The organism is Brevundimonas sp. D3-1P, assembly GCF_055809335.1.
Window position 1 is genome coordinate 1651668 of record NZ_CM147908.1, and the last position, 24114, is coordinate 1675781.

28 protein-coding genes are annotated in these 24114 nt (G+C 69.8%); 9 read left to right on the forward strand and 19 right to left on the reverse strand.

What is annotated here, in order from left to right; genetic code table 11:
- Nucleotides 1-4: 4 nt before the first annotated feature.
- The 3 genes from gap to fba all read left to right on the forward strand — a co-directional run bounded on the left by gap (nucleotide 5) and on the right by fba (nucleotide 3779).
- Nucleotides 5-1012, forward strand: coding sequence for a type I glyceraldehyde-3-phosphate dehydrogenase (gene gap, locus AC0L6G_RS08410; RefSeq protein WP_293828118.1), 1008 nt, complete (start codon nucleotides 5-7; stop codon nucleotides 1010-1012).
- 345 nt (nucleotides 1013-1357) lie between these two features.
- Complete coding sequence (locus tag AC0L6G_RS08415; protein ID WP_473251893.1) at nucleotides 1358-2554, forward strand: phosphoglycerate kinase; 1197 nt, start codon at nucleotides 1358-1360, stop codon at nucleotides 2552-2554.
- 139 nt (nucleotides 2555-2693) lie between these two features.
- Nucleotides 2694-3779: a class II fructose-bisphosphate aldolase gene (fba, locus tag AC0L6G_RS08420; RefSeq protein WP_293828116.1), complete on the forward strand. Its 1086-nt coding sequence runs from the start codon at nucleotides 2694-2696 to the stop codon at nucleotides 3777-3779.
- Nucleotides 3780-3789: 10 nt separating this feature from the next.
- On the opposite strand, the gene AC0L6G_RS08425 is transcribed toward fba, so the two are convergent.
- A complete protein-coding gene (locus tag AC0L6G_RS08425) occupies nucleotides 3790-4413 on the reverse strand; it encodes a DUF2799 domain-containing protein (protein WP_473251894.1) in 624 nt (207 codons plus the stop codon).
- A gap of 80 nt (nucleotides 4414-4493) precedes the next feature.
- Between AC0L6G_RS08425 and AC0L6G_RS08430 the strand changes: the two genes are divergently transcribed.
- The 3 genes from AC0L6G_RS08430 (at nucleotide 4494) to rpoH (ending at nucleotide 6938) form a co-directional block, all read left to right on the forward strand.
- Nucleotides 4494-5510, forward strand: a complete 1017-nt coding sequence (locus tag AC0L6G_RS08430) for an RluA family pseudouridine synthase (protein ID WP_473251895.1) — start codon at nucleotides 4494-4496, stop codon at nucleotides 5508-5510.
- A gap of 9 nt (nucleotides 5511-5519) precedes the next feature.
- Nucleotides 5520-5825, forward strand: coding sequence for a GNAT family N-acetyltransferase (locus tag AC0L6G_RS08435; protein ID WP_291535842.1), 306 nt, complete (start codon nucleotides 5520-5522; stop codon nucleotides 5823-5825).
- A gap of 225 nt (nucleotides 5826-6050) precedes the next feature.
- Complete coding sequence (gene rpoH / locus AC0L6G_RS08440; protein WP_291535843.1) at nucleotides 6051-6938, forward strand: RNA polymerase sigma factor RpoH; 888 nt, start codon at nucleotides 6051-6053, stop codon at nucleotides 6936-6938.
- 18 nt (nucleotides 6939-6956) lie between these two features.
- Here rpoH and AC0L6G_RS08445 read toward each other — a convergent pair whose 3' ends face one another.
- The 8 genes from AC0L6G_RS08445 to AC0L6G_RS08480 form a co-directional block, all read right to left on the reverse strand.
- Nucleotides 6957-7778 carry a response regulator gene (locus tag AC0L6G_RS08445; RefSeq protein ID WP_473251896.1) on the reverse strand — a complete coding sequence of 274 codons (822 nt, stop codon included), beginning with the start codon at nucleotides 7776-7778 and terminating at the stop codon, nucleotides 6957-6959.
- Between the two features lie 77 nt (nucleotides 7779-7855).
- On the reverse strand, nucleotides 7856-9151 hold the full coding sequence (locus tag AC0L6G_RS08450; RefSeq protein WP_473251897.1) for an adenylosuccinate synthase: 1296 nt from the start codon (nucleotides 9149-9151) through the stop codon (nucleotides 7856-7858).
- 75 nt (nucleotides 9152-9226) lie between these two features.
- On the reverse strand, nucleotides 9227-10387 hold the full coding sequence (locus AC0L6G_RS08455) for a phosphoserine transaminase (RefSeq protein WP_473251898.1): 1161 nt from the start codon (nucleotides 10385-10387) through the stop codon (nucleotides 9227-9229).
- Nucleotides 10388-10410: 23 nt separating this feature from the next.
- Entirely contained in the window at nucleotides 10411-11355 is a 945-nt protein-coding gene (locus AC0L6G_RS08460) for a DnaJ C-terminal domain-containing protein (RefSeq protein ID WP_473251899.1), read from the reverse strand.
- Nucleotides 11356-11442: 87 nt separating this feature from the next.
- Complete coding sequence (locus tag AC0L6G_RS08465; RefSeq protein WP_473251900.1) at nucleotides 11443-15129, reverse strand: baseplate multidomain protein megatron; 3687 nt, start codon at nucleotides 15127-15129, stop codon at nucleotides 11443-11445.
- Nucleotides 15130-15564: an NlpC/P60 family protein gene (locus AC0L6G_RS08470; RefSeq protein ID WP_473251901.1), complete on the reverse strand. Its 435-nt coding sequence runs from the start codon at nucleotides 15562-15564 to the stop codon at nucleotides 15130-15132. It lies immediately after the preceding gene.
- Nucleotides 15561-16220 (reverse strand): baseplate hub domain-containing protein, encoded by a 660-nt coding sequence (locus tag AC0L6G_RS08475; protein WP_473251902.1) that lies wholly within the window; start codon nucleotides 16218-16220, stop codon nucleotides 15561-15563. Before AC0L6G_RS08475 ends, AC0L6G_RS08470 begins: the two co-directional genes overlap by 4 nt.
- Nucleotides 16221-16365: 145 nt before the next feature.
- On the reverse strand, nucleotides 16366-16977 hold the full coding sequence (locus AC0L6G_RS08480) for a phage distal tail protein, Rcc01695 family (RefSeq protein ID WP_473251903.1): 612 nt from the start codon (nucleotides 16975-16977) through the stop codon (nucleotides 16366-16368).
- Nucleotides 16978-17072: 95 nt separating this feature from the next.
- Here AC0L6G_RS08480 and AC0L6G_RS08485 point away from each other — a divergent pair, with 95 nt between their 5' ends.
- Nucleotides 17073-17774 (forward strand): DUF805 domain-containing protein, encoded by a 702-nt coding sequence (locus AC0L6G_RS08485; RefSeq protein ID WP_473251904.1) that lies wholly within the window; start codon nucleotides 17073-17075, stop codon nucleotides 17772-17774.
- 95 nt (nucleotides 17775-17869) lie between these two features.
- Here the strand turns inward: AC0L6G_RS08485 and AC0L6G_RS08490 are convergent, their stop codons facing one another.
- The 8 genes from AC0L6G_RS08490 to AC0L6G_RS08525 all read right to left on the reverse strand — a co-directional run bounded on the left by AC0L6G_RS08490 (nucleotide 17870) and on the right by AC0L6G_RS08525 (nucleotide 21916).
- The gene (locus AC0L6G_RS08490) at nucleotides 17870-18406 is read right to left on the reverse strand and encodes a phage tail tape measure protein (protein ID WP_473251905.1); all 537 of its coding nucleotides are present in this window, start codon (nucleotides 18404-18406) and stop codon (nucleotides 17870-17872) included.
- Nucleotides 18396-18581: a phage tail assembly chaperone gene (locus AC0L6G_RS08495; RefSeq protein WP_293828845.1), complete on the reverse strand. Its 186-nt coding sequence runs from the start codon at nucleotides 18579-18581 to the stop codon at nucleotides 18396-18398. The genes AC0L6G_RS08490 and AC0L6G_RS08495 overlap by 11 nt, the downstream gene beginning before the upstream one ends.
- Complete coding sequence (locus AC0L6G_RS08500; RefSeq protein ID WP_473251906.1) at nucleotides 18578-18868, reverse strand: GTA-gp10 family protein; 291 nt, start codon at nucleotides 18866-18868, stop codon at nucleotides 18578-18580. Before AC0L6G_RS08500 ends, AC0L6G_RS08495 begins: the two co-directional genes overlap by 4 nt.
- Before the next feature lie 165 nt (nucleotides 18869-19033).
- Nucleotides 19034-19444: a phage major tail protein, TP901-1 family gene (locus tag AC0L6G_RS08505; RefSeq protein WP_473251907.1), complete on the reverse strand. Its 411-nt coding sequence runs from the start codon at nucleotides 19442-19444 to the stop codon at nucleotides 19034-19036.
- A gap of 134 nt (nucleotides 19445-19578) precedes the next feature.
- Entirely contained in the window at nucleotides 19579-19989 is a 411-nt protein-coding gene (locus AC0L6G_RS08510; RefSeq protein WP_473251908.1) for a DUF3168 domain-containing protein, read from the reverse strand.
- Complete coding sequence (locus AC0L6G_RS08515; protein WP_473251909.1) at nucleotides 19986-20282, reverse strand: phage head-tail adapter protein; 297 nt, start codon at nucleotides 20280-20282, stop codon at nucleotides 19986-19988. Before AC0L6G_RS08515 ends, AC0L6G_RS08510 begins: the two co-directional genes overlap by 4 nt.
- On the reverse strand, nucleotides 20279-20545 hold the full coding sequence (locus tag AC0L6G_RS08520; RefSeq protein ID WP_473251910.1) for a head-tail connector protein: 267 nt from the start codon (nucleotides 20543-20545) through the stop codon (nucleotides 20279-20281). The genes AC0L6G_RS08515 and AC0L6G_RS08520 overlap by 4 nt, the downstream gene beginning before the upstream one ends.
- A 144-nt stretch (nucleotides 20546-20689) precedes the next feature.
- Nucleotides 20690-21916, reverse strand: a complete 1227-nt coding sequence (locus AC0L6G_RS08525; RefSeq protein ID WP_473251911.1) for a phage major capsid protein — start codon at nucleotides 21914-21916, stop codon at nucleotides 20690-20692.
- A gap of 113 nt (nucleotides 21917-22029) precedes the next feature.
- On the opposite strand from AC0L6G_RS08525, the gene AC0L6G_RS08530 reads away from it, so the two are divergent.
- Nucleotides 22030-22371, forward strand: coding sequence for a hypothetical protein (locus AC0L6G_RS08530; protein ID WP_293828842.1), 342 nt, complete (start codon nucleotides 22030-22032; stop codon nucleotides 22369-22371).
- A complete protein-coding gene (locus AC0L6G_RS08535; protein WP_293828843.1) occupies nucleotides 22371-23141 on the forward strand; it encodes a hypothetical protein in 771 nt (256 codons plus the stop codon). The genes AC0L6G_RS08530 and AC0L6G_RS08535 overlap by 1 nt, the downstream gene beginning before the upstream one ends.
- A 199-nt stretch (nucleotides 23142-23340) precedes the next feature.
- Here AC0L6G_RS08535 and AC0L6G_RS08540 read toward each other — a convergent pair whose 3' ends face one another.
- Complete coding sequence (locus tag AC0L6G_RS08540; protein WP_291535861.1) at nucleotides 23341-23754, reverse strand: HK97 family phage prohead protease; 414 nt, start codon at nucleotides 23752-23754, stop codon at nucleotides 23341-23343.
- A gap of 83 nt (nucleotides 23755-23837) precedes the next feature.
- A complete protein-coding gene (locus AC0L6G_RS08545; protein ID WP_153926101.1) occupies nucleotides 23838-24068 on the reverse strand; it encodes a hypothetical protein in 231 nt (76 codons plus the stop codon).
- Nucleotides 24069-24114 lie beyond the last annotated feature (46 nt).

A 24114-nucleotide genomic window follows, 5' to 3' on the forward strand; every position in this document is an offset into this window, starting at 1 on the left:
CATCATGACCGTTCGCGTCGCCATCAACGGCTTCGGCCGCATCGGCCGTCTCGTCCTTCGCTCGATCGTCGAGCATGGCCGCAAGGACATCGAGGTGGTGGCGATCAACGACCTGGGTCCGGTGGAGACCAACGCCCACCTGTTCCGCTACGATTCGGTCCATGGCCGCTTCCCCGGCACGGTGACGTCGGGCGAGGACTGGATCGACGTCGGCGCGGGCAAGATCAAGGTGACGGCCGAGCGCGACCCGGCCAACCTGCCCCACGCCGAGCTGAAGGTGGACATCGCCCTGGAATGCACCGGCATCTTCACCTCCAAGGACAAGGCCAGCGCCCACCTTAAGGCCGGCGCCAAGCGCGTTCTGGTCTCGGCGCCCGCCGACGGCGCCGACAAGACCATCGTCTATAAGGTCAACCACGAGACCCTGACCGCCGACGACATCGTCGTCTCGAACGGCTCGTGCACCACCAACGCCCTGGCGCCCGTCGCCAAGGTGCTGAACGACCTGTTCGGCATCGAGCGCGGCTACATGACCACCATCCACTCCTACACCGGCGACCAGCCGACGCTGGATACGATGCACAAGGACCTGTACCGCGCCCGCGCCGCCGGTCTGTCGATGATCCCGACCTCGACCGGCGCCGCCAAGGCCCTGGGCCTGGTCCTGCCGGAACTGAAGGGCAAGCTGGACGGCTCGTCGATCCGCGTCCCGACCCCGAACGTCTCGGTCGTGGACCTGAAGGTCGTCGCCGGTCGCGAGGTGACGGTCGAAGAGATCAACGCCGCGCTTCAGGCCGCCGCCGACGGTCCGATGCAAGGCGTCCTGTTCACCACGACCGACCCGCTGGTGTCGCACGATCTGAACCACATCGCCGCCTCCTCCACCGCCGCCTTGCCCCAGACCCAGGTCGTCGACGGCAAGCTGGCCCGCGTGCTGAGCTGGTACGACAACGAATGGGGCTTCGCGACCCGCATGAGCGACACGGCGCTGCAGATGGCGAAGTTCCTCTGATGACCAAATGGGCGCTGACTATCCTTCTGGTTCTGTCAGCGCCCATAGCCCTTTACGTAGGGCGGACTGCGCTGGACCTTCCTGGATACGTCAGCGAGGTTTGGTCCCAAGGGGGGCTCCTGAGTAGCGGTGGACTATGGAATCTTTTCCTTCGCCTCGTCCCGGCCATATGGCTTTTATGCGGAGCTTGGGTTCTTGCGGTTTGGCGACAACGAACGCCTGACATTCATAAACACCGCCTACTCAACATATTCGTCGGCAGCCTACTCCTGACGCTTACCGCCATCACAGCTTTCTTTGTCTACGTCTTTTGGGCGTGGAGCCAGATGTAGAACGGATACCTTGATGACCTTCCGCACCCTCGACGACGCCAAGGATCTCGCCGGCAAGACGGCTCTGGTCCGCGTGGACTTCAATGTCCCGATGGAGGACGGCAAGGTCACGGACGATACACGGCTGCGGGTCGCCACGCCGACCATCCAGCGCCTGCGCGACGCGGGCGCCAAGGTGGTGCTGCTGGCCCACTTCGACCGCCCCAAGGGCCAGCGCGTGCCGTCCATGAGCCTGAGGCCCGTGGTCGAACCGCTAGAAAACGTGCTGGGCGCGCCCGTCCGCTTCGCCGACGACTGCATCGGCGCCCCCGCCGTCGAGGCCATCCGCGATCTGGACGCCGGCGACGTGCTGCTGCTTGAAAACGTGCGCTTCCATGCGGCGGAAGAGGCCAATGATCCGGTCTTCGCCCAGAAGCTGGCGGATCTCGGCGACCTCTATGTCGACGACGCCTTCTCGGCCGCCCACCGCGCCCACGCCTCCACCGAAGGGATCGCCCACCACATTCCCGCCTATGCCGGCGAATCCATGCGCCGCGAGCTGGACGCCCTGGACGCCGCCCTGGGCCAGCCGCAGAAACCGGTCGTCGGCATCGTCGGCGGCTCCAAGGTCTCGACCAAGCTGGACCTGCTGAAGAACCTGGTCGGCAAGCTGGACAAACTGGCCATCGGCGGCGGCATGGCCAACACCTTCCTCTATGCCCAAGGCGTCGACATCGGCGGCTCGCTGGCCGAAAAGGACATGGCCGACACGGCGCGCGCGATCATGGCCGAGGCCGAGGCCCTGGGCTGCGAACTGCTGCTGCCGGTCGATGTCGTCGTGGCGACCGAAGTCAAGCCCGGCGCCGAGGCCCGCACGGTCAAGACTGGCGCTGCCTTGTCCGCCGCCGACAAGATTTTCGACGCCGGTCCCGAGACCGTCGTCCGCCTGAACGCGGCCATGGACGCCTCCAAGACTCTGATCTGGAACGGCCCGCTGGGCGTGTTCGAGGTTCCGCCCTTCGACGCCGCCACGGTCGCCGCCGCCAAACACGCGGCCGAACTGGCCAAGGCCGGCAAGCTGATCGCTGTCGCCGGCGGCGGCGACACGGTGGCGGCCCTGAACCACGCAGGCGTCTCGGACGACATGACCTTCGTCTCCACCGCCGGCGGCGCCTTTTTGGAGTGGATGGAGGGCAAGGCCTTGCCGGGCGTCGAGGCGCTCAGGGCCTGATCGGGGCCTGATCGGGGCCTGATCGGGGCCTGATCCGTCGACCGGCGAAAGACGGCTGTAACGCGGCGTGACTTCGGCGCGTCTCGCGGCTAGTCTTTCGCCCAATCAAAAAAACTATTCGGCTCAGGAGACTATCATCATGGCGCGCATCACGCTGCGACAGCTGCTCGATCATGCGGCGGAAAACGACTACGGCCTGCCGGCCTACAACATCAACAACATGGAGCAGGGTCTGGCGATCATGGAGGCGGCCCACGAGGTCAATGCTCCCGTGATCATTCAAGCCAGCCGCGGCGCCCGCAGCTACGCCAACGACATCGTCCTGGCCAAGCTGATCGACGCCCTGGCCGAGCTTTATCCGCACATCCCGGTCTGCATGCACCAGGACCACGGCAACGGCCCCGCCACCTGCGCCACCGCCATCCAGTACGGCTTCACCAGCGTCATGATGGACGGCTCGCTGGAAGAGGACGCCAAGACCCCCGCCAGTTACGAATACAACGTCGATGTCACCCGCCGCGTCACCGAAATGGCCCACGCCTGCGGCGTCTCGGTCGAGGGCGAACTGGGCGTGCTGGGCTCGCTGGAGACCGGCATGGGCGAGGCCGAGGACGGCCATGGCTTCGAAGGCAAGCTGGACCACTCGCAACTGCTGACCGACCCGGACCAGGCCGTCGATTTCGTCGCCGCCACCAAGGTCGACGCCCTGGCCATCGCCATGGGCACCTCGCACGGCGCCTACAAGTTCACGCGCAAGCCGGACGGCGAAGTCCTGGCCATGAACGTGATCGAGGAAATCCACCGCCGCCTGCCCAACACCCACCTGGTGATGCACGGCTCCTCGTCGGTGCCGCAGGACCTGCAGGACATCATCAACGCCTATGGCGGCCAGATGCCCCAGACCTGGGGCGTGCCGGTCGAGGAGATCCAGCGCGGCATCAAGCACGGCGTGCGCAAGGTCAATATCGACACCGACAACCGCATGGCCATCACCGGCGCCATCCGCAAGGTGCTCGCCGAAAAGCCGGGCGAGTTCGATCCCCGCGCCTATCTGAAGCCCGCCAAGGAAGCGATGAAGAAGCTGTGCATGGAGCGCTACCAACAGTTCGGCTGCGAAGGTCAGGCGTCCAAGATCCGCCCGCTCTCCACCGCCCAGATGGCCAGACGCTACGCCTCGGGCGACCTGGACCCGTCCTTCCGCGGCGCGTCCGTCAAGGCGGCCTGATCCGCCGGCGCTAGACCGGGTAGCGGTCGGCCAGTTCCCGCCGCACCCGGCGAACGTCCCATTCGGCGCGGTCCAGCGCGTCGCGCGCCTCGCGGGCGCTGCGGCGCGCCTCCCTGATCTCGCCGCGCACCTGCTGGATTCGCCCGCGTTCCTCCTCGGTCAGCCCCTCACCGGCCAGTTCGCGTTCCTTCGCCTCCAGCTTGTCTTGGCGGTTGTCGATCCGGGCCTCGGCGCTGCTCAGCGCGCCCTGCGCCGTCCGCAGCGCGTCCTCCACCGCGTACAGCCGCAGGCCGTCGCGATAGGCCGGCATGAAGACCGTCTCCTCCTCGGGCCGGCAGACGCCGTAATAGGCGTTTCCCGCCCGTCCCTCGGCCCAGCCCCGCTCGAAGGTGCAGTAGGACCTCAGGCCGTCCTCTCGCGCCGATTCATAGGCGGCCGGGTTCGGGGCGACCTGGTATTTGGCGCAGGCCTTGGCGTGGTCGTCCAGCCGGCTGGTCGGATAGCCCGCCGCCCCGTCGGCATATCCCTTCTCGCCCCAGGCGCCGGCCAGGCACTGGTCCTTGCTCATGGTCGTGCAACTGCCCAGCTGCGCCGCCACGGCCAGCACGCTTCCGGCGATCCTCAGTCGCGTCATCGCATGTCCCCGCGTCCCTGGCGTCACTATCGACCGGCTGCGCGCCCTCGCGCAAGCCGTCCGTCGTGCTAGGGAGAACTGTGCCCGACCCCGATCCGATCGACGACGACCTGTCCCCCGCCGCGGCCTCGACCGAGACGCCGGAGGCGCGCATCGACGCGTCCGGCGTCCGGCTGGACAAGGCCCTGGCCGACGCCTTCCCCGCCCTGTCGCGTGCTCGCCTCCAGGCCCTGTTGGCCGAGGGCGCAGTCAGGCGCGACGGCGTGGTCGTGACCGATGGATCGGCCAAGGCCCGGCCCGGCCTCTACGCCGTGACCCTGCCCCCCGTCGCCCCGGCGGCGCCCCGGCCGCAGGCCATCCCCTTGACCGTCCTTTTCGAGGACGCGGACCTGATCGTCATCGACAAGCCGGCCGGCATGGCCGCCCATCCGGCACCCGGCACGCCAGACGGCACCCTGGTCAACGCCCTTCTGGCCCATTGCGGCGCTGGCCTGTCGGGCATCGGCGGCGTGGCCCGTCCCGGCATCGTGCATCGGCTGGACAAGGACACCTCCGGCGTCATGGTCGCCGCCAAGAGCGACCGCGCCCACGCCGGTCTGTCGGCTCTGTTTTCGAGCCACGACATCGAACGGACCTATATCGCCCTGACCCGGGGCGCCCCCTCGCCCGCCACCGACCGCATCCAGACCCGCATCGGCCGCTCGACCGGCGATCGCAAGAAGATGGCGGTGCTGAAGGCCGGGGGCCGCGAGGCGATCACCGACTATGTCGTTCAGGCCGCCTTCGGCCAACCCGCCCGCGTCGGCGGACCGCCCCTGGCCGCGCGCGTCGCCTGCACCCTGCATACCGGCCGCACCCACCAGATCCGCGTGCATCTGTCGTCCAGGGGCGCGCCCATCCTGGGCGACGCGACCTATGGCTCGGGCAGCCCGTCCCTGCCCGTCCGCGCCGCCATCGCCCAGGCGGGCCTGACCCGCCAGGCGCTGCACGCCGCCGTCCTGGGCTTCGTTCATCCCGTGACCGGCGAAAGCCTGCGCTTCGAAACCGCGCCGCCCGCCGATATGCTGGCGCTCGAAGCCCTGCTCCGCGAACTCTGAAGGAACGCCATGCTCGATCCCGACATCCGCGACAACGCCGAACTGAAGCGTTACGAACTGCCCGTCGACGGCGACGTGGCCGTCGTCACCTACAATCTATCGCCGCCCAATCTGATGATCACCGAGACCCTGACGCCCGAGCGGCTGGAGGGCCGGGGCATCGCCAGCCGCCTGGCCAAACACGTCCTGGCCGACGCCAAGGCGCGCGACCTGCTGATCCTGCCGGTCTGCCCCTTCTTCTCGGCCTATCTGCAGAAACACCCCGAGCACGCCGATGTCGTTCACCCGACCTATCGCGGCATACTGGGGCTTTGATCACCGAGAACGCGCGTCTTGAATGGAAACGGACCAGTCCCTACATTCGACGTCAGCTGGCGCGAGTGGCGCCGGGGTTGCGGTCACGCCTTCGTGTGACCATACGCCTCTAACAATGGCCGCAACCCATCGCCATTTGACCGGTTGAGGGGTGAGGCGTCGGCGCACGAACGTGGCCGATGACGAAGTGCCCGCTCGTTCAAGACGGTCGGAGGGACCTTTACTATGGCTGCCAACAACACGCTCGCGGTGATGTCGCCCGAACAGGGCCTGTCGCGCTATCTGACGGAAATCCGCAAGTTTCCGATGCTGACCAAGGACGAGGAGTTCATGCTCGCCAAGCGTTGGTCCGAGCACCAGGACCCCGAGGCCGCCCACCGTCTCGTCACCTCCCACCTTCGCCTCGTGGCCAAGATCGCCATGGGCTATCGCGGCTATGGTCTGCCGATCGGCGAAGTGATTTCCGAGGGCAATGTCGGCCTGATGCAGGCCGTCAAGAAATTCGACCCGGACAAGGGCTTCCGCCTGGCGACCTACGCCATGTGGTGGATCAGGGCTTCGATCCAGGAATACATCCTGCGCAGCTGGTCCCTGGTGAAAATGGGCACCACCGCCGCCCAGAAGAAGCTTTTCTTCAACCTGCGCAAGGCCAAGAGCCAGATTTCCGCCTTCGAGGACGGCGACCTGCATCCCGAACACCTCGCCGCCATCGCCACCAAACTGGGCGTCAGCGAGGAAGAGGTCACGAACATGAACCGCCGGCTCGGCGGCGACGCTTCGCTGAACGCGCCCCTGCGCGTCGATGGCGAAAGCGAATGGCAGGACTGGCTGGCCGACGACACGGCCGTTTCTCAGGAAACCCAACTCGCCGACGACGAGGAAAAGGGCATCCGCATGAGCCTGCTGCAGGAAGCGATGGAAGAGTTGACCGACCGCGAGAAGCACATCCTGACGGAACGCCGCCTCAAGGACGATCCCGTCACCCTCGAAGAACTGGCCGGCCAGTACGGCGTGTCGCGCGAGCGCGTGCGTCAGATCGAGGTCCGCGCCTTCGAGAAGCTGCAGAAAGCCATGCGCGCCGCGGCCGAAGAACGCAATCTGGTCGACGCCTGACCGCGCTCCGGCTCTGCGTCAGCAGGCTTGGGCCAAGGGCGCCGTCTGCGTCGATGCGGCGTCGGCGGCGCGGGCGGCCGCCACCACGGCGTTCACCGGCTGGATCAGGCCGGCCTTCGTGACCTGTCCTGTCGCCAGATAGGCCTGCAGCGTCGCCACAACCATCGCCAGCCTGGCGTCCGCCGCCTTGACCGCAAGGCCGTTCAGCGTCTCGGCCTGCTGGCGAATGGCGCGCGTGGCCTGCGAGGGGTCTTGCTCGAACTGGTTCATGGCCGAGATCAGGATGCGCGTCGCCTGGTCGCGCATCTCCGCCGCCCCGCCGCCCGCGCCGTCGCTGCGACGCTTCTTGGCGCCGGTGTATTCGCCCGAGTTGAATCGTCTGCGGTCCGGCCCGACATAGCCGACCGCCTCGATCCACGGACGCGGCTTCAGGGCCACGTTCTCGACCCGCTTGAACAGGTCGCCGGTCGTGAAGGGCTTTCGCAGGAACTCGTGCACCCCGGCGTCGCGCGCGCCCTTGATGGCGGCGGCGGTGGCCTCGGCCGTCACCATGATGATCGGCGACATCCGGCATGACATGCTGGAGCGGCGCACCCGCCGGGCCAGGGTCTCGCCGTTCAGCGTCTCGCCCGACCGTTCGGTGAAGATCACGCCCGGCTCGACGTCGCGCAACAGTTCCAGCGCCCGCTCCTCGTCCGTCTCGCAATAGACTTCGCGGGCGCCCATCCCCTTCATGATGTCGGTCAACAGGCGCGTGGCGGACAGATTGGGGTCGATGATGACGACCCGTCGGACGGCGGGTTCGATGCGGCTCAGGGTTCTGGCGTTGGCGGCGAACACGGTCGGCTCCCTTCCTGGAGCCGTTATCCTTACCTGGCCCTGGTTAAGGCCTGTTGAATAAGCACAATTGCGTCGCCTTACCCTTGGAAGGGGTCGCGCATCAGGATCGTGTCGTCCCGCTCCGGGCTGGTCGACAGCAGCGCGACGGGCGCGCCGATCAGCTCCTCGATGCGCCGCACATATTTGATCGCATTGGCGTTGATATCCTTGAAGCTGCGGACGCCGGCCGTGCTTTCGCTCCAGCCTTCCAGTTCCTCGAACACCGGCTCGGCGGCGCCCTGCGCCTTCAGGCTGCTCGGCAGATAATCCAGAACCTCGCCATCGACCCGATAGCCGACGCAGATTTTCAGCGTCTCCAACCCGTCCAGCACGTCCAGCTTGGTCAGGGCGATGCCGTCGATGCCGTTGATGGCCACCGACTGGCGCACCAGCACGGCGTCGAACCAGCCGCAGCGTCGCGCCCGACCGGTGTTCACCCCGACCTCCCGCCCCACGGTCGCCAGATGCTCGCCCACCGCATCGTTCAGTTCGCAGGCGAACGGCCCCTCGCCCACCCGCGTCGTATAGGCCTTGACGATGCCCAACACATAGCCGACGCCGCGCGGTCCGACGCCCGATCCGGCCGCCGCCTGCCCCGCCACGGTGTTGGAACTGGTCACATAGGGGTAGGTGCCGTGGTCCACGTCCAGAAACGCGCCCTGCGCGCCCTCGAACAGCACACGTTTGCCCGCCTTCTGCGCCTGGTCCAGCACGCGCCATGCCGGCTTCACATAGGGCAGGATCTTGGGCGCGATCTCCAGCAACTGGGCCAACAGCGCATCGGGATCGATCGGCTCCAGCCCCAGCCCGGCCCGCAGCGGATCGTGGTGCGAGCGCAGCCGGTCGATCTTGACCTTCAGGTCGTCTTCATTGGCCAGGTCGCAGACGCGGATGGCGCGACGCCCCACCTTGTCCTCATAGGCCGGACCGATGCCCCGACCGGTCGTGCCGATCTTGGCGCCCGGCGCGCTGGCTGCCGTCTCGCGCGCCACGTCCAGCGCCGGATGGATGGGCAGGATCAGACAGGCGTTGTCGGCGATGGTCAGGATGTCGGGGCTGATCGCCACGCCCTGGGCCTCGATCTTCTCGATCTCGCCCACCAGATGCCAGGGATCGACCACCACGCCGTTGCCGATGATCGACGGCTTGCCCTGAACGACGCCGCTGGGCAGCAGCGCCAGCTTATAGACCTTGCCGTCCACGACCAGCGTATGGCCCGCATTGTGCCCGCCCTGGAACCGCACCACCATGTCGGCGCGGTTGGACAGCCAGTCCACGATCTTGCCCTTGCCCTCGTCGCCCCACTGGGCGCCGACCACCGCCACGTTCGCCAAAGCTCGCTCTCCGCACTTGAATGCGGGCGCAGCCTATAGCGGGGGAATCGTCCGGTGTCGTCCTGTCAGGCGGATTTATCCGACTTCGGCGACCGCCGTCTCGAACGCCCATTCCAGCCAGGGCGTCGCGGTGGTCACATCCGCCGTCTCGACGGTGCAACCGCACCACAGTCTCAACCCAGGCGGCGCGTTGCGATGCGGCTCCATGTCGAACACCGCCGCTTCGCCCTCCAGTAGGGCCTTGAAGCGTGTGACGAAGGCCTTCTGCCCCTTGTCGTCCAGCCCGGTCACGCGCGGATCGACGAACTTCAGACAGACAGAGGTCGTCGAGCGGATCTCCGGCCGCTTGGGCAGGAAGTCGATCCAGTCGGTCCGCTCCACCCATTGCGCCAGGGCAGCATAATTGGCGTCCGTCCGTCGGATCAGTTCCGTCAGGCCGCCCGCCCCCTTCGCCCAGTCCAGGGCGTCGATCCAATCCTCAATGGTCAGGATCGAGAAAGTGTTGATCGCCACCCCGTCCGCCAGCGCCCGGTCGAACCGGCCCTTGCCGTCGGTCAGGCGCAGCAGCTTGGGGATCGGCCGTTCGGGCCGGTATGTATCCAGCCGCTCGACCGCGCGCGGCGACAGCGCCATCACGCCTATGCCCGCCTCGCCGCCCAGCGCCTTCTGGAAGCTGAAGGTCACGACATCCAGCTTGTCGAACGGCAGGGGCATGGCGAAGGCGGCCGAGGTGGCGTCGCAGATGGCCAGCCCCTCGCGGTCGTCGGGAATCCAGTCGGCGTCGGGCACGCGCACGCCCGAGGTCGTGCCGTTCCACGGGAACACCACGTCCTTGGACCAGTCGGCCTGCGACAGGTCGGGCAGTTCGCCCCAGGGCGCCGTCAGGGCCTCGGGCTCCAGCCCCAGGTGATCCTTCACGTCCGCCAGCCAGGTCAGGCCGAAGTTCTCGAACGCGATCACCTGCACCGGCCGCGCGCCCAGCATCCCCCACAGCGCCGCCTCGACCGCACCCGTGTCGGACCCCGGCGTATAGAGCATCACATGGCTTTCGGGCGCCTCCAGCACTTCGCGCGTCAGCCGCAGGCCATGGGCGAACCGCTCCACCACCTCGGGCGCGCGAATGCCTCGCCCCAGCAGATCGGACGGCAGGCCGCCCAGCGCATAGCCCGGCCGTTTCGCCGTCGGACCGGCCGAAAACCACGGCCGCGCCGGCTTCGCATCAGGCTTCGCTGTCATGATCGTCTCCTGCGGCGGCCTGCTCAGCGCCCGGGCGTATAGGGCCGCTTGGCCCGCCAGTCCTCGGCGAACCGGGTCAGCGCCTCGTCCGGCTCGTCCGGCAATGTCACCACCAGCCGGGCCAGCAGGTCGCCGCGCCGTCCCTTGTCGAACGCCCCACGTCCCTTCAGCCGCAGCACCTTGCCCGAGTTCGAGCCCGCGGGAATGGTCATCTGCACCGCCCCTTCCGGCGTCGGCACCCGCACCTTGGCCCCCAGTACGGCGTCGGGCACCGACACGGCCAGGTCCATCGTCAGGTCCGCCCCCTCGCGGCGATAGATCGGATGCGGCTCGATCCGCAGTTCGATCAGGGCGTCGCCGTTCTCGGCGCCCCGCCCCGGCGCGCCCTGGCCGCGCAGACGGATGGTCTGGCCGTCGGACGCCCCCTTGGGGATGGTCACGTCCAGGGTGCGTCCGTCCGAGAACTGGATGCGCCGCGTGGCGCCGGCGATGGCGTCTTCCAGGCTGACGTCCAGCGTCGCCTTCACGTCCTGGCCGCGCGCGGCGAAGTCCCGCGCGCCGCGCTGACGCCCCGCCCCGCCGAACATGCCGAACAGGTCGTCCAGGTCGACGCCGTCGAAGCTGGCCCGACCCCCCGGCCCGCCGCCGCCCGCGAATCCGCCGCCCTGGCCGAAGGGATTGCCCCCCTGGCCGAACGGATTTCCGCCGGCGCGGCCGCCGCCGCCGAAGCCGCGATACTGTTCATTGCCGTCGCCGTCGATCTGACCGGCGTCGTATTTGGCGCGCTTCTCCTTGTCGCCCAGGATGTCGAAGGCGGCGGTCACGCGCTTGAACTTGTCCTCGGTAATCTTGTCGCCGGGGTTCTTGTCCGGGTGCAGCTCCTTGGCGAGCTTCCGGTACGCCTTCTTGACCTCGTCCGCGCTCGCACCCTTCGAAACGCCCAGTTCCTTGTAGGGATCGCCTGCCACGTCCGTTGTCGCTCCAACTGAAAACCGATGGGCCGTCAGTTAAGCCATGCCCCCGCCCCCGCAAAGGGCCGGGCCCGTCATATTTCGTCAGACCAGGCCGATTTCCGCCTCGGCGCCCCAGCCGAAGCCTTCGCCCCACTGGGCGGCGGCGATCCGGGCGCCGCCCGTCGCCCCCAACGGAAAATCCGCCGCGAACGCCTCGGCCGGATAGAGCAGGCTGGTCCCCTGCGTCTCGAAGGTCCGCAGGGGGCCACGCTCGTCCAGCACCCGGACGCGGAACCGCAAGGGATCGACCGCCGCCGGCTCGCCGTCCCAGCCGTCGCCATACAGCCGAACGCGCGGCGTCCACCGCACCCTCCGTCCCGCCGCGGTCGGCTCGACGCTCAGGCCGCACGGAGACCACGGCCGCGCATGAACCCCCGCCGGGGTGAAGCCGATCTCCGTGAACCCGACGCCCCCCGGCGCCGCGCCCGCCGGACCCGCGCGGCAGATCAGCGGCAGGCCCCGCTCGCCCCGCCCGATCTCGGCCCGCGCCAGACGGCCGTCCAGGACCACCGCCGCCGCTCCGACAGGCGCCCCGGCGCGCATCTCGACCTCGGTCCCCTGCTGACCGCGCAACAGGCCCGTCAACCGCCATTCGCCCGGTCCCGCCAGCGCCGCCGACCGGTACTGGATCACCTCCCAGCCCGCCGCCGTCTCGACCGCCAGGGCGTTGGCGCCGCCCAGCACCGCCGTCTCGACCGCGCTTTCCGGCTCTCCGCCCTCGATGCGCAAGACGACGGCGTTCGCCGTGTCCCAGCGATGACGCACCCCCGGCGCCAGCGGCTGGACCAGGGCCCCGACCATCGCCGCCGTCTCCACGTCCGCGCGCGGCGTCAGCACGCCCGCATCGGCCCCGGCGTGCAGCCGCATCGTCCGCCACGGGTCCGCCGCCGCCGCGACCACCGGCCGCCCGTCGTCCTCCGCCCCCATCAGCGGCGGCAGGTCCAGAATCTTCAGGAACGGCGCCCCGACCACCGCCGGCGCCTCGCCCCCGCGCCAGCCGCCGCCGTCCTCGATCCGCCCGCGCGTCGTCGCCGGCTCCAGCACGGCCGAGGGGGTCTCGTCCGCCGTCAGACGCATCACGCGCCAGTCGCCCGCATGCCCTTCCAACTCCACCACGTCGCCCGGCTCCAGACGCATCGCCTCCAGCGGCCCCAGGGCCGCCGTCACCGCCTCCACGCCTTCGCCCGCCAGCGCCTCCAGCGCCGCCGCCTTGGCCAGCCCGCCGCCGCAGACCACCGGCAGGTCCAGATCGACCCCGCCGCCCATCGCCGCCAGATCGTCGGACCGCACGACCACCGCTCCGGTCTGATAGTCCGCCGTCTCATCGATGAAGCGCACCCGCGCCACGGCAGGCCGCGCCTCCAGCGTCCGTGTCGCGCTGATCGATGCGCCCCGCTCGGGCAGGGCCAGGGCCTGCGCCGCCAAGGCGCCCTCGACCGCGACCCGCCCCCTGACCGCGACCCGTCCGTCGCGTTCGGCCGCCACCGCGTCGAAGGCGGCCAGCAGCGGCTCCAGCGTGTCGCGCGTCCGCATCGGCCGGTCGATGACATAGCCGGCCGCCGCCCCTTCGACGCCCTCCACCGACATCTCCTCCGGCCCCAGGCCGCCGCGCGCCAGCACCGCCGCGATCAGGTCGGACCCGTCGCCCGCCAGCCGTCCGTTCAGCCAGTGCCCGGCCCGCCACGCTCCCGCATCGGCCCAGACGTCCGCCCGCGCCGGAAAGGCCGGATAGGGCCTGGCGTCCCAGCACCAGGCGTCCGCCGCCTCCAGCATCGGCCCGCCATAGACCGCCGACAGCGGATTGTTCCCGGCCTTGTCGAAATGCGCCAGCACCGCCTCCAGCGCCGCCCGCTGCACCGCATCGTCGCGCGCCCCGGTCGAGGCCGGCGGCAGATGGCTTTCGGTGCTCTTGGGGTCCTGGAACAGGTTGGGCGCATTGCCGCCCCGGTCCACCGCCGCGCAGCCGAACTCCGACAGCCTGACCGGCTTCATCCCCGGAACCCAGGGCGTCGGCGTCGCCGAACGCGCCCCGCCCGGCCGGTCGTGATGAAGGTTCGACCACCACCCCTTCAGGTCCTTGGGTCGGAACAGCCAGTCCTCGCCGTGCGCCGCGTCGACGATGGGCGTCCGCGTCTGGACGGACCGGTCCGCCTCGCTGGCGTAGAACCAGTCGAAGCCGTCTCCGCCCGCGACCCCCGCCGCCAGATAGGCCGGGTCCGCCGCCCCGTCGAAGGCGGCGGCGTCCACGCCGCCGTCGGCTTCGCGCCAGTCGGTCAGCGGCGGATACCAGTCGATGGACACATGGTCGATGTTCGCATCGGCCCACAGCGGATCGAGGTGGAACAGCACCTCCCCGCCCGCCTGCCGTCCGAAATACTCGCTCCAGTCGGCCGCATAGGACAGTTTCACCCCCGCCCCGACCACCGCCCGGCATTCCGCCGCCAGCGCCCGGAACTGATCGACCGCCGGAAAACCGCCGTCGGCGTCCCGCGTCCAGGTCGCGCCCCGCATCTCCGACCCGATCAGCAGGCCGTCCGCCCCTTCCTCGGCGGCGATCCGGGCGTAGTGCAGCGCCATCCGACGCAGGCCCCAACCGTCCGCCGTCCCGAACAGGGCCGCGATCTGATCGCCCGCCCCCGCCCCGTCCACGCCCGCCACGCGCCCCCGCCACGGATAGCCGGGGCAATCCATGAAGACGAACGGATACAGCGTGACCTCTAGCCCGCGCGCCTTCAGTTCACGGATCGCCTGGCGCACGCTCTCGTCCGACGGCGTGCCGCCATAGGCCGGCGCACCGTCCACCCGGCTGATCTCATAGGCTTCTGCGCGCCCGACCCCCGCTGCGGACCATTCCATCGGCTCCGTCGGCTTGTCGCGCCGCTCCACCCCCGGCCGCACGCGGCATTCGCCGGCCCTCGGATCGCTCCCGAACCAGCCGACCACCAGGCTGACCCGTTTCAGATTCGGCAGTTGCGCCTGAAGCTGGTCCAGCGACGCCAGCAGGTCCGCCCGCCCCTCGCCGTTATGCACATTCTCGGCCGCCGTCCGCGTCAGCCCCTCGCGTCTCAGCACGGCCTCGGTCGCCAGGGCGAACTCCCCCGCGCCGGGGATCAGGCACACCCCTTCCAGCCGATCCTCCAGACGCGGCGTCGCCCCGCGCGGCCGCCGGAACACCTCGAAGCTCAGTTGCGGAACGCGATCCCCGAACGGCCCCAGCGGCAGGTCCTCGAAAACCACATAGGCCGTCCCGCGATACGCCGGAGCATCCCGCTCGACCGCCTCTATCAACGGATCCGGCGTCTGGTCCTCGCCCCCGCGATGCACCCGCATGACCACCCCGGTCATGTTCATCGGCCGCCCGTCGGCCCAGACACGCCCGACCCCGTCGATCTCGCCTTCGCATAGGGCCACGGCGAAACTCAGCGAATAGACATAGTCGACCGTCTTGGGCCCGCCCTTGCCCGCCCGGCCCTTGTTCTTGCCCTCCAGAAACCGCGCGGCCCAGATCACCTGGCCCGTCGCCCTGGCCCGGCCGAACACGCAGGCCATCGGCGCCCCTTCCGCCGTCCCCTGGACCTTCAACGTCTCGATGCGCGGCCCGATCTGGCGCGCCGGTCCCAGCGAGGCGACCACCCGGTTGTCGATCGCCCGCCCGAGGGTCGAACCGATCACCCGTCCGACCGATCCGCCGAGCGACTGCCCGACCGCGCTCAGCACCACCTGCGCCATTCACCCCTCCTCGGGAAAGCGAAACACGGCGACCAGCCGCCGCCGCCACCAGACGCCCATCCAGCTTTCGACCACGGCCCGCCCCCAATAGGCGTGGATCATCCTGGGCTCCGGCCCGTCGTCCGCGCTCAGGATGCTGCAGTGTTTCACCGCCGCCCCCGGCGACATCCGAAACAGCAGCACGTCCCCCGGCCGCATCGCTTCAATGGCGACGGGCCGCATCCACCGCCCCGCCGCCTCCAGCAAGGTCTCGCGCCCGCCTGTCTCGGCCCAGTCCGCCGAATAGGGCGCCACGGCCTCCGGCTCCTCGCCCACGACCTCGCGCCACACCCCGCGCACCAGCCCCAGACAGTCCGCGCCTGCGCCCCTCACGCTGGCCTGATGCCGATACGGCGTCCCCAGCCAGCCCCGCGCGACGATGACGGCCGCACTCACCGCCGGCTCCCGCCGTCATTGCGCCCGCTTCCCGCCGGCCAGGCCGTCAGGAAGTCGTCGCCGGGCACGTCCGGAAAGCCGCGAAAATTGACGCCGTTGCCGAACGTCCCGACGCAGGTCTCCCATCGCTTGTCGCAGGCGCGCCCCGCCGGCTCCGCGACCCCGCACCGCGCGTCGCCCAGCCGCGCATCGCACATCCGGCCATAGGTCCGCCCGACCACCCGCTCCAGCTGGGCCAGCGGCCCTTCCAGCTCGGCGACGAAGCCGCCCCCTTCGCGCCGGATCCGCGCCAGCGTCCCGACCCACAGCCGCACCTTCAGGTCCGGCCGCGACCAGTCCACGCGCCACAGCTCGACCGTCGCCGCATCGTAAAGCCCCGCCGTCACGTCCGCCTCGGTGATGGCCGCCCCGTCCAGCGTCCCGTCCAGCGCCCCCGCCGCCGACGCCGACCCGGCCGCCAGCCCGACCGCGCTCTCGCCCGCCCCCGCCGTCCAGCCGCTGGCCGCGCGACAGGTCGCGCCGTCCACGGTCAGATCGCGGTCATGGTCGGTGAAGCCCAGCACCACGCCGTCGGCCCGCGCCAGCCGCCAGACATGGCAAAGCCTCGCCGCCCCGCTTTCGATGCGGGCGGCCATTTCATCGGGTATCTGTCTCATGTGTCGCTTTCGCTCTGTGACGAGGGGCGAGTGGCGAGGAGTGATTGAGGTCGCCCTCGATCAGGCGCGCAGCAGGACCAAAGCCTTCGCTCACCCCTCGCTCACTCGTCACTCGCCACTCGCCCCTCGCCACTCGCCACGCCGCTCACCCCCTCACCTCGATCAGCGGAACCGCCGCCATCCGCCCGGCGTCGAAGCTTTCCAGCGTCGTCTCGATCCGGTCCGAATCGAACCGGACCGGCGTGTCGAACAGGAAGCCCGCCGTCACCGGGACCCCCGCCCCCGGCGCGACCGCCAGCGTCGCCGCCCCGGTCGTCGCATCGAGCGTGAAATACGTCGTCTCCACCCCGCCGACCGCCAGCCGCACAGAGCCTTCGACCGGCTTGGCGATGGGCCGCTCCACGTCGCCGTATCGCTTGATCAGGCCGAACGTCGTGCGCGTCCCGTCCCCGACGCCCAGCGCCTGATCCGTCGCCGCGATCGTCCCGCCCGGCGCGCACGACTTGAAATCGGCAAAGTCCTTGAACCGGAACCCGTACAGCCGTCCGCGCCGCGCTTCGAAGAAGGCGGTCAGTTCGGCCATGTCGTCCAGCGACCTCAGGTTCGCCCCGATCAGATAGCGCCTGCGCCCCAGCGCCCAGGGCGTCGAACGCCGCTCGTGCCCGGACGCCAGCGTCGCGATCTCGGTCCGGCGCTCGACCCCGCCGGTCGAACCGAACGCCAGCCGCGCGGGCAGGCGCACCTCATGAAAGGCCATGCACCTTTCCTCTCTTTCACTTGTTCAGGGATCGCCGGTCGTCCATGCTCGCCCCACGGCCAGCCTCGGCCGAATGCCCAAAGGGAGCGACGGGTTTGCGCGGCGAGATTCTCAGCTACGACACCATCACGGGAACAGGTTTGATCAGCGGCGACGACGGCGTGCGCTACGACTTCGCTTCGGCCGCCCTGCAATCGGCCGCCGTCCCCGCCGCCGGCGTCCGCGTCGACTTCGTGCCCGAAGGCGCGACCGCCACCCAGATCCTGATCCTGGCGGGGACTGCGACCACGACCGGCGTCGCCGGCGGCTACGTCAGCTCCACCGCGACCGACGTCGCCGGCTTCGATTGGCAGAAGCTGTTCCTGTCGTTCGAAGGGCGCACCCGCCGGACCCATTTCTGGATCGGCTGGCTGATCCTGCTGGGCGTCAATGTCGTCATCGGCTGGATTCCGATCGTCAACCTGCTCGGCTTCGTCCTCCTCTGGCCCAACCTGGCCATTTCGGTGAAGCGGCTGCACGACATGGGCAGGACCGGCTGGCTGATCGCCATTCCCTGGGTCGGCTCCATCGTCTTCATGATCGTCGGCTTCGCCATGACGGTCGGGGCCGCCGTCGCCAGCGGCTATTCGGAGAACTATTACGAAAACAATCCGGCGGCCGTCTTCGCCCTAATGGGCCCCGGCGTCGGCGCCTTCGTCCTGGCCGGCCTGCTGCCGCTGGCCTTCCTGATCTGGATCGGCGTGACCGACAGCCAGAAGGGCGACAACCGTTTCGGCCCCAACCCCAAGGGCGAGTGATTTCAGCGAGGCGCGCCAGTGAGCAAGGGGTGATCTGACCTGGGCGCGCCTCGCCCACCCCTCGCCCCTCGCTTACTGTTCGCCCCGTTCGCCCCTCACATCCGCCGCGCGCCCAGGCTGACGGCCCGCGCCAGCATCTGGGCGATCTGCGCTTCCGACCGCAGCAGCGCCGGCGCCCCGCCGTCCACCGCCACATTGACCGTCACCCCGCCGCCCGAGACCGGCCCGATCTCGCCGCCCGTCGCGGGTCGGAACACCTCCGGCCCGCGTTCCCCGACCAGATAGGCGCCGCCCGCCAGCACCGGCCCGCCGTCCGCCCGCGCGCCCCCGAAGCCGGAGCCGAAACCGGACATCGCCGCCTGGATCGCGGCGCTCAGCCCGCCGCCGTTCGGCCCGGCCGCCGCATTGACCGCGTTCAGCACCGCCCGCGCCAGTTCGGCCAGCGACACCTCCCCGTCCGCCGCCGCCCGCGCCAGCGACCGCGTCAGGCTGTCGCCCGCCCGGCCGAAGGCGTCCTGAATGGCGTCGGCCGCCGCCTCCGCCGGGCCTTTCAGCGCCTCCAGCGCCGCCCCCGCCTCGGCGGCCCGCATCGCCACATCGTCGATCCGGTCGCGCCCGAACTCATCCGCCATCCGGCCAAGCCTCCATCAATCGCGTCAGTCCCTGTCGGCCCATCGGCGCGGCCCCGCGCGGCGCCTCGGTCAGCATCCGCCATTCCTTCAGAGACAGCCGCCAGAAGCCCTCCGGCGCCACGCCCAGCCCGGCCGCCCGCCTCAGCATCTCGCCCCACGGCGTCGCGCCCGTCATCCTCCGGCCCGACCGGCGGCGGCCGCAAAGGCCCGCGCCACGGCCTCGGCCGCCTCGCGCGGATCGACGCCCGCGACATCCACGGCCGCCTCGCCGCCTCCGCGCAGCACCGCCGCCAGCACCACCATCAGGTCCCTGGCCGACAGCGTCTTCATCCGCGCCGCCACGTCTTCCAGCCCGTCGACGCCCAACCCCGTCTCGATCTCCGCCAGCGCCCCCAGCGTCAGACAGACCCGCCGCCCTTCGCCGCCCAGCGTCACGACCGCCTCGCCCCTCGCTGCGTTCATCTTATAGTCCTCCCCCGTGAAGCGCAGCAAAACGGGGGAGGGGGACCGCGAAGCGGTGGAGGGGGCGAAACCCAATTCCGTCGCCTGACATCCACGTGCGGGTCCGCGTCCGCCCCCTCCACCATGCTGCGCATGGTCCCCCTCCCCCGCTATCGCGGTGGAGGATCAGACTGCGCTGAACCCGATCGCCCCCGCGCTGGCCAGGCTCAGGGCGAAGGTCGCCTCCCCTTCATGCTCGCCGGCGTATTCCAGCGCCGCGACCAGGAACGGCCCTTCCAGCACGCCGAAGTCCGGCACGATCAGCCGCCACCGCTTCGCCGCCTGGTCGAAGAAGGCCTCCCGCACCAGGGCGTCCGACGCCGCGTCGCGGAATATCCCCTGCCCCGAGACGGCCGCCGACCTGACGCCCGCGCCCGCCAGCAGTTCGCGCCACCGCCCGGCGCTGTCGCCGTCGGTCGCGTCCACCGTCCGGGCGTTCAGCGAGATGGTCCGCGCCCTCAATCCCGCCACCGTGACGAAGACCCCGGGCGCGCCCTCGATCTTCAGCAGCATGTCCTTGCCCGCCTGTGCGGTCATTTCTCAGTCCTCTCTCAAGACGTGAAACGGCTTGGTGAAAAGGGCGAGTGAGCAAGGGGTGAGCGTTTCCGCCACGCTCTTTGGCTCACCGCTTGCTCACTAGCACTCTTCACTGTTCCACTCCCCACTCGCCGCTAACCGCTCGTCACTTCTTCCGTCACCGCCCTCAGCCGCACCACCGCATAGGTCCGCCGCCCGTCGCCGGCCGGGAAGACATCGGCGAAGGTCGCCCGCAGGGTCGTCGTCCGCACCCCGTCGGCCTCCAGCGTCGTCTCGTGCAGACACGCGCGCACGGCCGCCGCCATCGCCTTGGCCTCCTCGGACCCGGCGAAACGCGACACGCCCGTCAGCGTCAGCCGCTGCTCCACCCCGCCGCCGTCCGCCGCGACGGGCCGGCTTTCGCACCGGCCCAGCGCCAGATGGGGGCAGGTCGCATCCGGCCCCGGCTGATCGAACACCCGGCCCTGCACCAGGGCCGACAGGGCCGGATCGGCCTTCAGCGCCGCCAGCATCGCCTTCTGCAGCGCGCCCTCGTGGTCCTTCATCGCATCCGCTCCAGCGCCAGTTCGACCCGTCCCGGCCGCCGATCCTCGATCACCCGGATCGTCCAGTCCGCCCCGCCGAAGCGCAGCGTCCGGCCGACCGCCAGGCGCGGATCGGCCCGCGCCTCGGCCTGCATCGTCTCGACCGTTCGCCGCTGATCGCCCTCGCCGCGCTCGACCCGTCGCCGCGTCCCGCACTTCAGCCAGGCCGATCCGACCGCCTCGAAACTGACCGCCCGCCCGCCGTACGGCGTCTCGGCCTCCACCGGCTGAAACAGCCCCGCCAGCAGTCTCACAGCCGCACCGCGCGATAGGGCGCGACCCAGCCCTCGACCGGCTCCATCGTCATCTCGGGATCGCCCCGCTCATAGGCCCGCAGCACCAGCATCAGGATCGCCAGCCTCAGCGGCGCCGGAGAGGTAGAGGTCAGGCTCAACCCCACATCCGCCTCCACCCGCGCCTGGGCCGCCGCGGTCAAGGTCTGGATCAGCCCGTCCTCGGCCTCGTGCTCGACCCGCAGAAACAGCTTCGCCTCCGCCGCCGTCACCGGTTGCGCCATGTGTCACCTCCATTTTTGGAAAGTGAAAGTGCGAGTGAGCGTAGGGGTGAGCGATCTGCGCGAACGGACGCGCTCACCCCTTGCTCACTTGCACTCTTCACCTGGTCAGCGACCACCCGCCGCTGACCATTCGTCACTCCGCGACTACGTCGCGGCGAACTTCATCACCTTGATCGCGTCGAAGTTCTGCACCCCGCCGCCGACCCGTTTCGTCGTGTAGAACAGCACATAGGGCTTGGCCGTGAACGGATCGCGCAGCACCCTGACCCCCGCCCGGTCCACGATCAGATACCCCCGCTGGAAGTCGCCGAAGGCGATGGACAGGCTGTTGGCCGCCACGTCCGGCATGGTCTCGATCTCGGTGATCGGATAGCCCAGCAGCGACGCCGTCTCGCCCAGCCGCGTCGCCGGCTGCCAGATGTAATTGCCGTCCGCGTCCTTGAACTTGCGCACCGCCGAGACCGTCTTCCTGTTCATCACGAACCGCCCGTTCGGCCGATACTGGGCCTTGGGCGCATAGATCAGGTCGATCAGCCGATCCGCCGGATTGGCGGCCGCGAACCCGCCCGCGGCGCCCGAGGCGACATAGCCGATCTGGCCCCAGGTCTGGCCCGCGTCCGCCGTGGTCGGATAGGCCAGGAAGCCCTTCGGCTTGTTGGTCCCGTCGCCACCCACGAAGGCTTGCGTCTCCTGGGCGGCGAAGGCGTCCTCGACCTCGGCCGCCAGCCATTCGTCCAGGTCGACCATGGCGTCGTCCAGCAGGGCCTGGGTCGCGGCCGGACTGGCGTAGAGATCGGCCGAAGGGAACTCCAGCAGGGCCAGGGTCGCCGGGTCCGTCTCGGGCCGCGCGGCGGTTTCCGCCACCCAGCCGCAGGCCACGCCCGCCGTCGAGACCGGCTTTCTGAACACGCCCGCCGCGACCGTCCTGACCGTGGCGATCTCGCGCATCGGCGACGCCGCCATCAGGCGCCGTTCGATGGCCCGCTCGGTCTCGTAGGGCGCGACATAGCCGCCCGAGGTCGCCCCGCCCGACAGGCCCGCCTTGACCTCCAGCCCGCCAGACTGCCCCGTCTTCAGATAGCCGTCCCAGGCCGCCTTGGCCTCGGGCGCCGATACGGGCTCGGCCGGTTCGCCGCCGATGGCCCGACGCCGCTCCAGGCTCGTCACCCGATCCAGCCGCGCCTGGGCCGCCGCCATCGCCTGGTCGATGCGCGCCACCTTCTCCTCCAGCAGCACGTCTGCCGCCGCCTTCTTCTCGATCTCGTCCAGCCGGACGTCGTTGGCCCCCTTGAACGCCTCGAACGCCGCCATCATCTCACGCACGACATCGCGCGCCTCGGGATGGCCCGAAGCCTGTTTGGTCTCTTTCATGATCTCTCCGGTGAATGCGTCCTCGGAAGACGCGGTGATCCGGGCCCGCGCCCGAAACCTGTGATTGTTCGCCGCCCGATCCGTCGCTAACCTGGATCGAAAGGAGGGCTGTCATGCTCCCAACTCCGATCTTCGAACGCGGCGATGTCTACGAAGCCAGTCTGTGGTTTGTCGCGCTCTGCTTGATGAGCTTGCTGTTCCCGACAGGCGCATTCTCAAATGGTCTCAAGACTGTGTCGCGTTGGCGCTTCTTCGGCATAGTCGCCGCCTTCGCCTTCGTGACGGGCCTGGCGAAATTGGCCGGAGGCGCCTTGCACCAGGGGGCCCAGGCCGCCGGCGGCAATTACGCCTTCGCCTGGGGTGTCCTCGGCGGCCTGACGCCGATACTCATGGCCGTCGTCTGCCTGCGGCTATGGCTGTCTCGTCCTGCTGGACGCAAGACCGGCGAATTCTGATGGCCCACCTCGCGCCGCTCGAAGCCGCCGTCATGGAGGCGATGGTCTGGCAGATGGGCGACAGCGTGCCCGATCTGGCCGGCCAGGTCGCCGCCAGTTCGCCGGGCCTGCGGCGCAACACCGGCGCGGGCCTCTATTCCCAGTTCCTGGTCGACGCCAATCGGCGCGCGACCAATCCCGACGCCACCGGCCTGTTCGGCACGGTCCACGCCGTGGTCCGGGGCCTGGCCGACCCCGTCGGTTTTCAGATCGAACTGCGCCAGGGCCGGCTGACGGCCCTGCATGGCTGGAGCTATGGCCGCGACACCCGCGCCATCGACTTCTCCAGCGTCCCCGTCGAAGAGGTCTTCACGGTGGACGAGCATGGGCGGTCCGTGCCCTATCGCCCCGCGCGCCAGACCGAAGCCGCCCCGGCCGTCCCGCGCGCGAAACCCGGCGTTCCGACGGGCGTCCTCCAACGCCTGCAACAGGAACCGCCCCCCGAATCCCACGCCAAAACCTTCGGCGTCCCGCTTGGCTCGCAACCTGCTGCGGCGCCGACGCTGGAGCCGATCTCTCCCGTCGGCCTGACCTTCGTCGGCCTCTATCTGGCGACGGCCTTGGTCGGCCTGATCCTGGTCTTCGCCCTGCGCCTGCCGATCGTCATGGTCCTGGTCGGCGTCGTCTGGGTCCTGCGCGCCGCCCACGGCAAGAAAGGCCGCGCGCAGCTGGCCGATTTCGCCGCCCGCCTGGACCGCCAGGGCGTCTTCCAGTCCTTCAGACCACGCTGAACCGGTAGTTGTCGAAACGTGCCAATCGGTACTTGCCGGGTCCGATTTCGCTTCCCAAATCAAGATGACTCCGGGAGGCTGCCGTGTTCGGAATGTTTTTTCATCCCAGAAGCTCCGACCCCGGCCGGCCAGTTGCGGTGCGTGTCGTCGCCGGCCAGCGTCGAGGAGAAAGCACGGATGCACCCCCCGTGGTTGTCGCTCATGACCCTTCCCGCCCTAAAACCACGCTGAACCGCGCGCCCGGCAGCATGGGAAACGTCACCAGCGAAACCTCCCACAGTTCGACCGCGCTCAACACCCGCAGCCGTCCCTGACGCCGCGCCCGCGCCGTGCGGTATCCGATCGACAGCCCGTCCAGCGCCCCGGCCCGGCTCAGGGCGCCGGCGAACCGCGCCTCGGCCGACCAGTCCTCGATCCGGCCGCGCACGAACAGGCCGCGCGCGTCCTCCCGGAGCTCGTCCCACACCCCGACCGGCGCCCGCGCGTCGTGCTGGTTCAGCATCCGCACCCCGTCCGCCCCCGTCCGGGCCAGACTGTCGGCGAACGCCCCCGCCTGCACCACGTCCCCGTTCAGGTCCGCCACGCCCCACAGCGAGGCGTAGCCTTCGATCAGGAGTGGCGAGTGGCGAGTGGTCTGTGGCGAACCGCGCCGCCCTGTCCCTTCCTTCTCGTCACTCGCCACTCGCCACTCGCCACTCATTTCCCCTCCAACCGCCGCTCGATCCGCTCCACGGCCGCCGCCGTCGCCTCGCCTTGGACCTCCAGTCGCGCCAGCCGTTCGGCGACCAGCCGCTGCTCGCCGACCCGCTGCTCCAGCGTGGCGATCCGCGCCGCCGCCCCGCCCGCCCAGACCAGTCCGCCCACGGTCTGCACGACCACCGCGATCAGCAGGGCCGTCGGCACGCGCCGGATGTGATGTTCTGTCATCGTCGCTCTCCTTGAAGTGTCGAGTGAGGAGTGGCGAGTGACGAGG